General features: G+C 36.2%; 11 protein-coding genes. 7 read left to right on the forward strand and 4 right to left on the reverse strand.

The genetic code is table 11. From position 1 onward, the window contains the following. Positions 1-48 precede the first annotated feature (48 nt). Positions 49-3,480 carry a penicillin-binding transpeptidase domain-containing protein gene (locus P4L16_05030; protein ID MDR3624482.1) on the forward strand — a complete coding sequence of 1,144 codons (3,432 nt, stop codon included), beginning with the start codon at positions 49-51 and terminating at the stop codon, positions 3,478-3,480. Here P4L16_05030 and P4L16_05035 read toward each other — a convergent pair. After that, complete coding sequence (locus tag P4L16_05035) at positions 3,477-6,461, reverse strand: Wzz/FepE/Etk N-terminal domain-containing protein (protein MDR3624483.1); 2,985 nt, start codon at positions 6,459-6,461, stop codon at positions 3,477-3,479. The two genes, P4L16_05030 and P4L16_05035, sit on opposite strands and share 4 nt — an antisense overlap. After that, the gene (locus P4L16_05040; GenBank protein MDR3624484.1) at positions 6,461-7,531 is read right to left on the reverse strand and encodes a hypothetical protein; all 1,071 of its coding nucleotides are present in this window, start codon (positions 7,529-7,531) and stop codon (positions 6,461-6,463) included. Before P4L16_05040 ends, P4L16_05035 begins: the two co-directional genes overlap by 1 nt. Positions 7,532-7,701: 170 nt before the next feature. On the opposite strand from P4L16_05040, the gene P4L16_05045 reads away from it, so the two are divergent. The 6 genes from P4L16_05045 (at position 7,702) to P4L16_05070 (ending at position 11,759) form a co-directional block, all read left to right on the forward strand. After that, entirely contained in the window at positions 7,702-8,664 is a 963-nt protein-coding gene (locus P4L16_05045) for an ATP-binding cassette domain-containing protein (protein MDR3624485.1), read from the forward strand. Further along, positions 8,661-9,347 (forward strand): ABC transporter permease, encoded by a 687-nt coding sequence (locus tag P4L16_05050; GenBank protein ID MDR3624486.1) that lies wholly within the window; start codon positions 8,661-8,663, stop codon positions 9,345-9,347. The genes P4L16_05045 and P4L16_05050 overlap by 4 nt, the downstream gene beginning before the upstream one ends. Beyond that, on the forward strand, positions 9,344-10,117 hold the full coding sequence (locus P4L16_05055) for a MetQ/NlpA family ABC transporter substrate-binding protein (GenBank protein ID MDR3624487.1): 774 nt from the start codon (positions 9,344-9,346) through the stop codon (positions 10,115-10,117). Before P4L16_05050 ends, P4L16_05055 begins: the two co-directional genes overlap by 4 nt. 173 nt (positions 10,118-10,290) lie before the next feature. Then, positions 10,291-10,530, forward strand: a complete 240-nt coding sequence (locus P4L16_05060; GenBank protein MDR3624488.1) for a helix-turn-helix domain-containing protein — start codon at positions 10,291-10,293, stop codon at positions 10,528-10,530. After that, positions 10,517-10,831, forward strand: coding sequence for a HipA N-terminal domain-containing protein (locus P4L16_05065; GenBank protein ID MDR3624489.1), 315 nt, complete (start codon positions 10,517-10,519; stop codon positions 10,829-10,831). Before P4L16_05060 ends, P4L16_05065 begins: the two co-directional genes overlap by 14 nt. Further along, a complete protein-coding gene (locus tag P4L16_05070; protein MDR3624490.1) occupies positions 10,824-11,759 on the forward strand; it encodes a HipA domain-containing protein in 936 nt (311 codons plus the stop codon). The genes P4L16_05065 and P4L16_05070 overlap by 8 nt, the downstream gene beginning before the upstream one ends. On the opposite strand, the gene P4L16_05075 is transcribed toward P4L16_05070, so the two are convergent. Together P4L16_05075 and P4L16_05080 are read right to left on the reverse strand one after the other, a co-directional pair. Beyond that, positions 11,730-12,602: a tyrosine-protein phosphatase gene (locus P4L16_05075; GenBank protein MDR3624491.1), complete on the reverse strand. Its 873-nt coding sequence runs from the start codon at positions 12,600-12,602 to the stop codon at positions 11,730-11,732. The two genes, P4L16_05070 and P4L16_05075, sit on opposite strands and share 30 nt — an antisense overlap. A gap of 46 nt (positions 12,603-12,648) precedes the next feature. Then, positions 12,649-13,938 carry a tyrosine-protein phosphatase gene (locus P4L16_05080; GenBank protein MDR3624492.1) on the reverse strand — a complete coding sequence of 430 codons (1,290 nt, stop codon included), beginning with the start codon at positions 13,936-13,938 and terminating at the stop codon, positions 12,649-12,651. Positions 13,939-14,048: the final 110 nt, after the last annotated feature.

Genomic DNA, 14,048 nt, shown 5'->3' on the forward strand with positions numbered 1-14,048 from the left:
AATTTGTATTGCGGAAAACTAATTTAAGTGGGTATCTTGGAAGGCATCATGACACAAAGAAGATCCTCTCGCCCAAGACAACTCACCGAACCCATTCCACTAAAAGCAAATAAAGTTTTAAATATCATTTTAGTCATCATGGTTCTCATTGTCATTCGTCTATGGCATTTATCAATCATCCAACACGAAGAAAAAATAGAAGAAGCAAGAAAACCTCAAAGAAGGACTGTTGTTGAAAGGGCTCCAAGAGCATCTATTCGAGATCGATTTAATGAACCCTTGGCTATCAATCAGGTACAATACAATGCTAATATCTCCTACGCACTTATTAAAGAAATTCCAAGTATCATTACAATAACAGACAAAAATGGAAAAAAAATTAAACAACTCAAACGAAAAGAACACATTAAAAATATCTCTACTGTTATTGCCAAGGTACTTAATCTAGATCCTGAACGCTTAGAGGATCTGATTCATTCAAAAGGAGCTCTTTTAAATCATATTCCTCTCGTTATTAGAGAAAATCTTACAGAGCAAGAATACTTCCGCTTAAAAATCTTAGAAAAGGATTTAATCGGCTTGCAAGTCGAACGCGTTCCTAAAAGATATTATCCCAAAGGATGTGTTGGATGCGATATCATAGGCTACCTAGGATTCATCAGTAAGGAAGAATTTGATGCTATCATAGCTGAGATCAATTTATTACAAAAATATTTAAATTCAAGCGAAGAAGAGCAAGAAAACGAACCTCTTCTTTATGGATCTTCTCATGCTCAAATAAGACAAAGACTTAAAGAGCTACAAGAGCGCGCATACACTATCAACGACTATGTTGGAAAATCTGGTATTGAACGTGCATTTGATGCAACTCTTCGAGGATTTCGAGGTAAAAAATTATTTTACACTGACAGCAAGGGTAACTTTCTAAGAGAGCTTCCGGGCTCGAAAAAACCGCTTTCTGGTCAAAGAGTCCTACTGACTATTTCTGCAGAACTACAAGAATTTGCAGAAGCTATTCTTGCAGAAAATGAATCTCTAAGGGATGGAAAAAGCATTCGTTTGGATAAAAAAACCAAGACCTATGTACCTATTAAGCAGCCGTGGATCAAGGGAGGAGTCATTGTTGCTATGGATCCAAACAATGGTGAAGTTTTAGCCCTTGCGTCCTATCCAAGAACAGATCCTAATGATTTTATTCCAACAACTGATCCTATTAAAAAAGCAGAAAAAGCTTCTCACGTCTACAAGTGGCTCGAAAGTTATGCTTACATCGCAGAATTATGGAACCAAAAAATCCCTCTCACCAGAGAGCGCTACTCCTTTAAGTCTCAAAAATTTTATGAAGAAAGCAAATGGATTACCTGGGAAAATTTTTTAGAGTTTATTTTAGATAGTAATCATCCTGTAAGAGATACGCTTACTTCGAAAGATAAAATCCATCATGCCTCCACAATTATTCAAGCGACTCTTGAATTAGAAAAATTATTCCACAATGCCCCCATGCAGCAAATTTTAAATGCTCTATTTTGTGATACCTTTCCTATTGCCTCTACAACCCCTTCAATAGAACAAATAATAAAAGACCACCCTATAACAATCCAAAAACTTAAAAAAATACTCGAGCCATTTTTTGCCCTAATACCATCCAATTACGACAAACTGTTATTACTCGATTTATACTTTCTAGCTGTCAACCCAAGTATCTATTCTATCCAACTTTTAGATTCAATCGGCGACAAAACTCTTTCAAATATGCGACAAATAGAATCAGCTTTTGCATCTATTCAAGAGGTCGTTCAAGATGAAACAAGAACACTCTTTCGACAACACGACTTTAAAGAATGGAGAAAACTTAACCAAAAAGGTTTTTTAGAGGCAATAAGAGCACAGGAAAAAGAATTACACACTTACAATAAACCCTATATTGATCACCTTGACAACCAAGAAAAGGCTCTTTTTAATGATTTCTGGAAAGAACATAAATTATCATTACTACTCGTTTTTTTGAACGGGAATCAAGAATTCATAACACTTCCCGAAGTATACAAGAACCACTTTATAAAACGTCATTTAGAACTACACTCGGAAGATATTGCACAAAATTCGTGGCACAAACGGTATGTTCTTCTTAGCAAAGAAGTATCTCAACTCCCATCTTCTCAAGTAATAACATTCCTCTCCTCTCTTCGTAGTTTCAATGACTTAAACAAGCCCCTTTTTGGAAATTATTCCTCCTTAAGGAACATTAAAGGAATACAATTACAAAAACATTTAGCTGCATCTTTTTATCCCAAAAACGGCTTTGGATATGGAAGATCCCATGCATTTAGACAATCTGTTCAACTAGGATCTATTTTCAAATTAGTAACAGCCTATACAGCCCTTATTCAACCTTATAAACACAACTATTATCCAGTTGATCATACTCTTTCCAATAAAGAGCTAAATCCTCTTACCGTTATAGACGATCTACATCGATCAGGAAAAAAATCTTGTCCATGGAATGTAGGCTACTTTCCAAATGGGGAAGTCATTCCTCAATACTACAAAGGAGGAAGAATACCAAAAAGTCAACACGCACATATTGGAAAAGTTGATCTTGCAGATGCTCTTGAGACCTCTAGTAACTTATATTTTGCATTACTTGCAGGCGATATTATAGATAAACCAGAAGACCTAATAGAATCAGCAAAGAACTTTTCCTATGGCTCTCGAACGGGAATAGCACTACCAGGAGAATTTGCTGGAAATGTTCCCCATGACGTCATTCATAACAAATCTAATCTCTACGCCTTTTCTATTGGGCAACATTCATTTGTAACAACACCTCTACAAACGGCTGTAATGCTTTCTACATTAGCTAACAAGGGCTTTGTTTTACAACCCAACATAGTATTACTAAAAGCTGGAAAATCTCTTTCCAAAACCGCAGAAGAGCTTTTTTCACAAAAAACTTTCCCTTATCAAGAAACATTACAGCTTGCCGGAATTGATTTTCCATTATTTACAGAAGCTCTTTTAGAATATAATAAAAACTCTGTCCTTGCAAACTCCACAACTATAAAACGCAAAGTATTTCTTCCAGATTCCGTAAGAAAATACCTCTTAGACTCGATGAATCAAGTAATCAAGGGCTCAAAAGGCACTGCAAGAGAACAACATATCAAAACATTTTCTCACAGACCTCATGTTATTACAGACTATTTAGACCTTCAAAATCAGTTAATTGGGAAAACAAGTACCGCAGAAATGATGGAGCGCATCGATCTCTCAGAAAATGGAGTACACTTAGTTAACCATATTGGGTTTTCTGGAATTTCTTTTGAACCTGCAAATATCCCAGAAGATGTTTTTTCCCATCCAGAACTCGTTATAATTGTGTATTTGCGCTTTGGCGACTATGGCAAGGAGGCAGCTCCCATAGCTGCGCAAATCGTTAAAAAATGGCGAGAAATTAAATCAAAGAACTCGTTAAATTAGGAGAGCACGAAGCTTATTTTGGAAGGAAGATCTTCTACTTTTTCTATATAGGGGGTAATTTCATGAAGTTTCTCATGATGTAGCACAACAACTGTTTGATCGGCAAAATCTTTAAATACAAGTGCTTCATGACTTGTTGGTACAAGTGGCAATGTTAATAAAATCCAATCATACTGCTCTTTTAGTGAATCTAAATACACCAAAAAGCGTTTCGACTGTAATAATTCAACTGCATAAGGACTATATTTGCCACCATAAATATAATCATAACCTTGACTCAAACCGTACTTTAAAGGAGTTTCAATTGAAGCATTTAAATAATCAAGAAGCGAATCTTTCATAGATGCTTCATCTTTTTGATGAGTTTTAAGCAAGCTACAGTTAATTACTAAAACTTTTTCTTGTTTCTTTGTCAAAAGATAGGCCAAAAGAGAGGAGCAAGTATCTTCCTCTTGAATTATTGCAATAGTCTTTCCTCTAGAAGGAGGCATCTTGCTCTCTGATAAAAACATCATAATTTTACGCACAACATGAAAATCATGTCTTGAAGAGCTCGTATGCTTTGATCCAAAAAGATGGCCTGCGACTCTTTGTCCCATCAAAAGAAGATTTTCTTCAGAAACACGCACACCCCTAAAGACCGTACTGATGCCGAGAATAATACACATTAAAAGAGCACCTATAAAGGCTCCAACAAAGACCGATATGCCAAAGCTTGCATATTTTGGAAAACTAGGTGACACAGCATAGTCAAGAGGCGTTGATTCAACTTTATTCAAATTACTAGCAATATTTTTTGCTTCAATAAGCTTTGTAAGTTCCTGTACAACTGCCGTACTATTGAGTACATGCATATTAATGCGTTTTTCAGCCATCCATTTCTCTGGAAGATGTGTAATTCTTTCTTGTAATTTTTTTAATTCGCCCTGAATCAATAAACGCTCTTGACCAAGTGCATGCTTCCTAGAATCACGGTAACTTTGAAACTGCTCTAAAATAGCAGATAATTGATTCTGGACAATATCAAGAGTTGTGTGTTGCAAAGCAATAAGTTTATCTCTTAAACGACTCTCTTCAAGAAGCAACAAATCTTTCGACTGCTTGATATGCTCTAACAAAAATTCTTTTTTTGACCTATGCTCATGTTTTAGACGCTCTTGCTCCTTTGGACTACGGTTATTCCCATCATAAGAAAGCTCTACAAGATCGAGCGTATCAGCAAGCAATCCTTGCATTGGTGTGTCCCTTAAAACAGAAGAAAAAGAACTTACATCGAACTTATCCTCTTTAAGATTCTCTAGAACTATAGAATAGGCTCTAATATCTTTTTGTATCTCATCTCTTTGTTCATTATATCCCTCATAGATGCTTTCTGCCATCCCTAAGCTAATTCCTTGAAACTCTGACTTGTCTTTATTAATTTTAGCCAAATGCTCTTCGGCAAATTTTTTCTGCATTCCCAGCAGCTTTTTATAACCCTTAAGATAGTTTAAAAGCTTTTCTTTGTAGGAAACCAATCTCTCATTTAACTCTACAGAAACTTTATCGGAATGAACTACGCGCTCTAACTCACTTCCAAGACCATTCAATTGATCCAACCAACTAACAATTACAGGATGAAAATTAGTAGTAGAATGAGGGTATCTAAAACCAACACTTTCCTTGTTTAATAAGAGCGTCTCCAGTTGGTCTATCTCTAACGCATAAGACTCTATCTCTTCTAAATTTACAAGCTGACCTGCAAACAATTCTTTTGAGTAATCTGTATTTTTTTCACCTTGCAACAAACCAAAACTCAAAAAATCTCGCTTACCTTCCAGTTCTTGCCGATTTACAAGCAATTTGGCCAATGATTCATCTTCTAAGGAACTACTATATACATAAGTTTCAATATCCTTATTTTCTAATAAAGCAAGCTCTAAGTCAATTTTCAAAATTCGCTCCTTAAGAGCCCCTTGCATGTCACCTACAAATTCAAGCTCTTTTGTAAGCTCAACAAAACCACCATCATCAATATTATCTTTCAAATATTGAGCATGTGTTTTCATAATCTCTTCTACTTTTTTCGAAGCTTCTTCTTGCCTCTTTTCAAGATAAGCAATTTGCTGTTCTACAACCCGCTTATTTTCTTCTTTTAAATAATTTTTATAGCTCAACATAAGCTCATTAACGACTCCTGCAGCGAGGTGTCGATTAGAATGCTCATAAGTAATCAATAACAAGCTTTTATCTGTCTTATCTTTTTTAATAGAGATATCCCTTGCAAGGCTATTTGCAATGGCTTTCATGGGTAACAATAAAAGAGTAAACTGAGCTTTATCCAAAGATTTTGAATGGTTCTTTAAAAGACAAAATCTAAAATAATCACTAAGAACAGGTTCTCCAACCAAATACTCTCCCACAAGTCTATTTGAGTTCCTTACTTGAAATCTATCCTCAGAAACAAATGTGATATTTAAAGGAAGGGAATACTCACTTTCATAATGAATATTCTTGCAAGAAACTCCTATATCTTCTTCATCCAGAACACACTCGCTTGGAACAAAACAATTACCAACTGCAATTGTATTCCCACTTTTTAGAGCTCTTTTTACCTTAAGGTTTTGAAAAATTGTCTTCCAAGAATTTCTCCTAGGGGCGTTTTCTGACAACTGAGCTTGAAGTCCTAAATTTTCTACAACTCTTTTCATTATCAATTCAGACTGCATTAGGCTGATAGCAGAACCGCTACCATCTTCTAAAACAGAGCCAAATAACATTTGCATAGTGCCGCTGCCCATCTGGGAGGATGAACTTGTCTTTTCTTTAAAGGTCGCAGAAGCAACATATGTGATAGGCTTTGTAATGACATAATAAAAAGAGATACATGCACCCAAAAGTGCACACACAAGGATAATCTTCCTTTTGTCCTTGATCACGCGCCAAATGTCAACAAGAGAGATTAAAATTTCACTCTGTGATGATGAGGAATGTTGTTTCATTAGCTACCTATGAACACACATGTTGCACCTACATCCCTTACACCAGCGCTTGTCGGAAGTAGCTGATCAATAAAGCGGTTCCACTGAGTGATGGGTTTTTCAGATACATATACTGTATCTCCTGGCATCAAAAGCAAACTATGATTCGGCAGCGTTACAATATGATTCCAGTTAAGAAGATACACTTTTGGACAAATGATATTACCTCGAATGACTTGGATACAGCTCTTATCTCCCGTAAAAGGAATACCACCTGCCTCAACAATTGCTTCTCGAAGGGAAATAAACCCATGAGGCAAGCTAATCACTGTAGGTCTTCCCACCTCTCCCATAATCATCACTTTAGAGTCCATAGGATCAGCAATATAAATCTTATCGCCAGGACGCATGACAATATTCTGACACATATCGCCCTCTTTTACGAGCTTGTACATATCTACAGGCAAAGCTCTACCACATCTTACCACATAACTCATAAAGAAATTGGCATTATTAGGAATTTGAGTTCTCGACAACACATCATAAAGGCGTGTACGCCCATCTACTGGTATTGAAGAATTTCTTACCATGCCAATTAATTCAACTACTCTAGATCTGCGTTCTTTATAGTCTACAAAAACTTCTATGTTGCTAATTACACCCAAATAACTTTGCTGTATTTTTATTCTTACTTCATCAAGAGAAAGACCAGCAACATGAATGGGACAAAGCTCTGGAAGACATAAACAACCTTTTATGACTCTGTAACCAACAATATCTCCAATACCAGCAACTTCCCCTGTAATATCTTTACGAGTAGGATGAAAGAGATAAACATTTAATATATCATCCTCAACAACACAATCGATGTACTCGAGCATGCAATCTTTGGGCATAGAGCAAACAGGAACACCTTCCATCTCTAAAATAGCAAATTTTCCCTGACGAATCCGATAAGAGTCCATAACAAACTCATCGGCGCCCTTGACATCAAAATTATAGCGAGGCTCTCCACAAGAGGCCAAAAGAAGCAAAAATAAAAAAGCTAATAAAATGCGAAACATAGAGTAACAAGTATCAGGATTTTTCAAAGTAAGCACATATATTTACATCATCAACAATTTATAAACCAATAGGAAAATTGTATACCCTTGTGATAAATGCTACAGCCCATTAGAATAAGGGGCTAATTCATACTTAAAATTTATCAAAAATGATTGAACTAAAATCGATATCAAAAATTTTTTATAAGAAAAACTCTGTGCACGAAGCTTTGAAAGATATTAATCTTCAAGTAGATGATAAAGATATCTACGGTATCATAGGGCTAAGCGGGGCAGGAAAATCTACCCTCATTCGTTGTCTTACGCAACTAGAAAAGCCTACATCTGGAAAAATTTTAATCGATAATATCGATTTTACCGGACTTACAAACCAAGAGCTTAGACAACACAAAAAAAAGATAGGGATGATCTTCCAGCACTTTAACTTACTTTCTTCCAGAACAGTTGCAGAGAATGTTGCCTATCCCCTAGAAATTAGCCACACTCCAAAACCCAAGCAATACTCAAGAGTACAAGAACTTTTAAAGCTCGTTAACCTAAGCGACAAAGGCCACATGTACCCAAGTGAACTAAGTGGCGGCGAAAAGCAGAGAGTAGGTATCGCAAGAGCACTTGCTTTATCTCCATCATTACTGCTCTGTGACGAAGCAACAAGTGCACTTGATCCTAAAAGTACACATCAAATCCTAGATTTACTAAAATCACTCAATACTAAATTAGGCCTTACAATTTTACTGATTACTCATGAAATGGACGTCATTAAAACAATTTGCAACAAAGTAGCTGTCTTACACAAAGGATCTATTGTAGAGCAAGGATCTGTCATAGACGTTTTTGCAAACCCCAAACATTCTATCACAAAAAGCTTCTTAGAACAACGCAGTCACGTTCTTCCACAAGCCCTATACCACGCAAACAACCCATCAAAACGTCTTCTCAAGCTCTATTTTAAAGGAGAAAATGCAGGAAAACCCATTATCTCTAAACTTATTAAAAACCACCCTGTCGACGTCAATATCCTACTTGGTAGCCTCGATTGCCTACAAAACACGATCATTGGCACACTTACTATAGAGATTTCTGGAAAAAAAGAAGATATAGAAACCTCACTATCTTTTCTTAACGATAATCATGTGGCTTTTGAAGAGGTTCACCTATGACAACAGAAAACATTCTTCTTGCATTAAGGCTAATTCCTGTAGAACTTCTCAGCACGCTCTACATGGTCATCCTCTCTACATTTATAGCTCTTCTATTTGGCCTGCCACTCGGTGTTCTCTTAACGATAACACATAAAGGACACATCAGTGAACATCCTCTCATTCATAAAATACTTGGCTATCTTATCAACATAGGAAGATCTTTTCCCTTTGCCATATTAATGGTAGCGCTTATCCCATTTACCAGATGGATCGTTGGTACAAGTCTTGGCACTTCTGCATCTATCGTGCCGCTCTCTATTGCCGCCATACCCGCAGTTGCAAGAGCTGTAGAAATCGCTTTAAGGGACGTAGAAAAATCGGTTATTGAAGCATCTCTTGTTATGGGGTCTACTCGCATGCAAATTATTACCAAAGTACTTTTACCAGAAGCTTTGGCACCTTTAATTTTAGGTGTTACTACAATCGTCATTCATCTAATCGGATATAGCGCAATGGCAGGGCTTATGGGCGGGGGCGGCCTTGGAAAAATTGCCATCCAATATGGCTACTATCAATTTAACTTGTTCCTAATGAGCGCAACTGTCATTGTCCTGATCATACTTGTACAATGCATTCAATGGCTTGGCGCCTCATTTGCAACACATATCTACAAAACCAGAGGAAAACTAATCTCAAGATGAAAGTATTACTCATTGCTATATGTGCTTTATTGTGTGTCGGCTGCTCAACAGACAAACCTTCTTTAAAAGTTATTGCAACACCCACCCCTCATGCTGAAATGCTGGAGCAAATTAAGTCTGACTTAAAAGCTCAAGGTGTTGACTTAGATATTATCACCGTAGAAGACTATCAAATACCCAACAGAGCCCTTGCAGACAAAGATGTTGATGCAAATTTTTTTCAGCACGCACTCTTTCTAGAGACACAAATTGCCCAATTTGGCTACCCACTAGAAAGTGCTGCATCTATCCACATTGAGCCCCTGGGTGCTTATTCAAAAAAAATCAAAAAGATTTCGGAACTAAGAGATCATGCTATCATAGCTATACCCAATGATCCATCCAACCAAGCGCGCGCCCTTCTTCTACTTAGCAAATATGACCTTATTGAACTAAAACAAGATGCGCCTGTAAATACACTTAATATAATATCTAATCCCAAAAAACTTGTATTGCATGAAGTTGATGCAGCCATGCTTGCAAGGTCCCTAGAAGATGTTGATCTTGCTGTTATTCCAACAAATTTTGCACTACAAGCAGGTCTTTCTCCATCAAAAGATGCCATCATCAAAGATGATTCTAACCCTCTTTATACTAATGTTTTGGTAGTCCGAATTGGTGATAAAGACCGCGCGGATATTCAAAAGCTTATCAAAGCATTAAAATCAGAAAAAATGAAAAAGTTTATGGAAGAAAAATACAAAGGTTCTATCATTATGATAGAACAATAGCAGTTTTTACTGTTATAGTGGTAAAAATAATCATTTTTTCGCCTAAAAACGCAATAATTCACTCATTTCTCGCCATTTTTACTGTTATGACAGTAAAAACAACTGTTTTTATAGACAACTTATTCAATTCTCGCTATTTTTACTATTATGGCAGTAATTTTTAGGCAGAGTATATGAACATAAAAAAAATAGGACAAATGATTCATTTTCATAGGAAACAAAGCGGATTATCTCAAGCAATGCTTGCAAAACTAGGAGGCATTGGTAAAACTGTTATTTTTGATATCGAAAAAGGAAAGCTTAGCGTACGTTTTGACACACTTTTAAAGGTCTTAAATGTGTTGAATATTAAACTCGAATTCAAAAGTCAACTAATGAACTTATTTGAAGAGGATCTAAATGAAAAAAGCTAATGTATTTGTAAATGGCTGTTTAGCGGGCGAACTTTTAGAAATTCAACGAAACAAAAATTATCGTTTTATTTATTCACAAGGCTTTCAAGGCCCTTCAGTATCTTTAACCATGCCCGTAATACACTCCATCTATGAATTTGATAGATTCCCTCCCTTTTTTGAAGGATTATTACCAGAAGGAGCTATGCTAGAAGGCCTTCTAAGATATACTAAAATTGATCGCAATGACTTCATGTCTCAAATTATTGCAGTAGGAAAAGACCTTGTGGGCAATGTTACAGTCGAGGCATCTAATGAATAAGTGCCCTATTACCTATGAGCCCTGTAAAAACAATAAATATTCTGAAAATGGTCTCAAATTACTATCCAAAAGCTTAAAAGACTTAAAAGACTTTCCCTATTCTTCTCAAGAACAAATTCAATTAGCAACTCAGCTTGCAGCAAAACTGTCTATTCAGGGCATACAACCAAAATTAAGTGTAATTTTAAACCCTGCAAAAGAAGAGCTAAAAATTGTAGAAACAGGAGGTAGATTTATCTTAAAACCTCCACATGTTATTTACAACGAAGTTCCTCAAAATGAAGATCTCACAATGAAACTTGCATCCCTTGCAAATATTGAAATTCCCTTCCATGGCATGATTCATAACATAGATGGATCTCTAAGCTACTTAATTAAAAGGTTTGATCGTTTAGCGCATAATAAAAAAATAGCTGCTGAAGATTTTTCTCAGCTTTTAGGGCACTCTCGTGATACAAAATATGAATCCAGTATGGAAAAAGTTGCTTCTGTAATTGATACCCACTGCACATTTCCAGCAATTGAAAAATTAAAACTATTTCGACGTGTTCTTTTTAACTTTCTTGTTGGAAATGAAGACATGCATTTAAAGAATTTTACATTGATCTCATATCATAATAAAGTAGAGTTAAGCCCCGCTTACGACCTTTTAAATACTACGATCATTCTTCAAGCAAAAGAAGAAATTGCGCTTCCCATTAGAGGCAAAAAGAGTAAATTAAACAGGAGCGACCTATTTGATTATTTCGGCCATGAAAGATTAGGCATTCCTACAGGCCTATTACAAGAAGAATCCCTACATTTTGAACGTATGTTTGAAGCTTGGAAGGCACTTATTAAACAAAGTTTTTTATCACAAAAACTACAAGAGCAATATATTACATTAATTCAAAATCGCTTACAAAAGATCAATGTATGCCTCTGCTAGGCGATGAAGAGTAATGTATTGACTACACCTACTTACGCTATGAGGTCTTTGCAAAGATAGGCGATAAACAATTTCCTCAATACTGAATGGCTCTTTCTCATCAATTGCATCCACAATGGCAAGTGCTGCAAGAAATGTCCCTGTGCGCCCAACTCCTGCGCTACAGTGCACAACCAATAAACCATCCACTTGCTCTAAATCCTTCTTTACTTGAAGCACGCACTCTAAAAGTTTATCTGCTTCAACTCCATGATTATCTTGCCAATAAGCCATGTCATAAGTACAAATCAGATAATTTTTTCCGTCTACAGGCACATTTAAAATGTTTTTTCCATCTGCTGAAGTACTCATTAGTCCCTCCCAGTATGGATGGCATTTTTTTGTAGCGCCCTCATAAGAGTCTGTTAAACGTACAAGATGAGTTACTCGATGAGTTGCAAGCAAATTAAAAAAACTTGGAATATCTTTAGATCTTGGGCCTTCGCAAGCAATGTGATTTCTTTGTCTTAAATGCATTGTACTGGCATTAAAATAGGGCACGGTATTATTAAAAGCAAAGGAGACACAACCAGGAGCTCTTATAAGATCATTTACAAAGAGATTACTAGCTAATTCATAATCTTTACCCTCCCAAACCTCTCTACGTATTGCCTGAATCTTTTCAAACTCTTGCTGCAAAACAGCATCTGACTTTCCAGAAGCAAATAAAGTAAATTCTTTTTCGGCCTGAAATGCACTCCAGCGACTTTCAATCTGACTATTAAAAGCATCAAAATCATTAGCTCCTAAAACAGCACAAAAAGCTACTAGGGCAATATACAAATAGATGATTTTTTTTAACATAAATCTTAACTCCATAAAGCCTTAAAATTGTATTATAGCACCTAAATTAAATCTCAGCAGATGTAAGAGATTCAATATACGCCTCTGCTAGGCGATGAAGAGTAATGTATTGGCTGGGCTTGCCAACGCTGTGAAACCTCTGTAGAGAAAGCTTGCAGACTAATTCTTGGATGCTAAATGCTTTTCTTTCATCAATAGCATCAACAATAGAGAGAGCTGCCATGAAAGTTCCTGTACGTCCAACTCCTGCGCTACAATGAATTGCAAGTAGCCCATTACTTTCTTTTACAGACTTTCTTACTGCCAAAACAACGTCAAGTAATTCCTTAGGATTAAAGCCTTGATTATCTCTCCAGCCTTCCATATCAAAAGCTTGAACAGCATAAGAGTGGTCATTGTTTGTAGGAACACTTACAGGGAGATTTAACATTGTAATGCCATCTTGTTCCGTTTGTAAGCCTTGCCAGTAGGGATGACATTTTGCAGTTTCACCTTCTTTATCGGCCGTCAAACGCACTAGATGTGTTACTTGATAGGCCATAAGTGTTTGAAAGAATTTAAAAACATTGCGCTTGCTAGGTCCTTCACAAGCAATATAGCGATTGCCATTTAAATGCATAATACTAGCATTATAGGCCGTACCTGTATGATTATAAGCAAATGCCATACAATCTCTTGAACGAGCTCCATCTGCAAAAAGCAAGGAATGCGCCACAGTATAATCTGGTTTGGATTCTTTAATTATTTTTTCAGGATTTTGAAACCATTCCTTTCTGCGCATATAACGAGTATCCATGAATTCTCTTTCTAAGCTTTGATCTTCTCTATTAAGTTGAAAAGGCATAAAAGTCCTACCTTTCGAGAAAATATTCCATCGTTCTTTAAAGCTTTGAGCTGTAGTAGCAAGTTTTTCTTGGATATGAGCCTTAGGTAGTTGAGGAGCCACTGCACAATCGATAATAGAATAGAAAAATGGATCGGTAGATAACGGTGGTTGAGAGTTCCTTGTATAGAACTGCTTTAAAGAGAGCATAGCTTTTTGACATTCTTCTTGAACACGATGAAAAAGAGCTTGATGTGTTTTAGAATAGTGCATGAGGATAAGACCCAAAGGCACTATAACCAAAGTTACAGGCAAAAAGACTGTAGCAAAAAAAATAACAACGACTTTTTTTGTTATAGAACTTTCCGGAAGGCGTTCGATGGTAGATTCTAAAACTTGGTAAGAACGGCCATTTTTTTCTGTGGCTAAAAGTAATGGATAAGCCAAAATTTGACCTAACGCTTGACATGTGTCGCCTTCACCCCGGAAAGATGTTAAAACACGAAGACTCATTTTTACCTCAAATTTTACATTATGAAGTAAGAACATAAAGATTTATAAATATTAGGTAAAGAGACAAATTTAAGGTCAGACTTTAAATTTGTCAATAGACTTTAAAAAAA

This window comes from Chlamydiales bacterium (assembly GCA_031292375.1).
Taxonomy (GTDB): domain Bacteria; phylum Chlamydiota; class Chlamydiia; order Chlamydiales; family VFKH01; genus JARLHF01.

Bases quoted from the DNA above. Each gene is read 5' to 3' on its own strand.
- P4L16_05030 (MDR3624482.1), top strand. From the start codon at position 49: ATGACACAAAGAAGATCCTCTCGCCCAAGACAACTCACCGAACCCATT.
- P4L16_05035 (MDR3624483.1), bottom strand. From the start codon at position 6,461: ATGAAACAACATTCCTCATCATCACAGAGTGAAATTTTAATCTCTCTT.
- P4L16_05050 (MDR3624486.1), top strand. From the start codon at position 8,661: ATGACAACAGAAAACATTCTTCTTGCATTAAGGCTAATTCCTGTAGAA.
- P4L16_05055 (MDR3624487.1), top strand. From the start codon at position 9,344: ATGAAAGTATTACTCATTGCTATATGTGCTTTATTGTGTGTCGGCTGC.
- P4L16_05060 (MDR3624488.1), top strand. From the start codon at position 10,291: ATGAACATAAAAAAAATAGGACAAATGATTCATTTTCATAGGAAACAA.
- P4L16_05065 (MDR3624489.1), top strand. From the start codon at position 10,517: ATGAAAAAAGCTAATGTATTTGTAAATGGCTGTTTAGCGGGCGAACTT.
- P4L16_05070 (MDR3624490.1), top strand. From the start codon at position 10,824: ATGAATAAGTGCCCTATTACCTATGAGCCCTGTAAAAACAATAAATAT.
- P4L16_05075 (MDR3624491.1), bottom strand. From the start codon at position 12,602: ATGTTAAAAAAAATCATCTATTTGTATATTGCCCTAGTAGCTTTTTGT.
- P4L16_05080 (MDR3624492.1), bottom strand. From the start codon at position 13,938: ATGAGTCTTCGTGTTTTAACATCTTTCCGGGGTGAAGGCGACACATGT.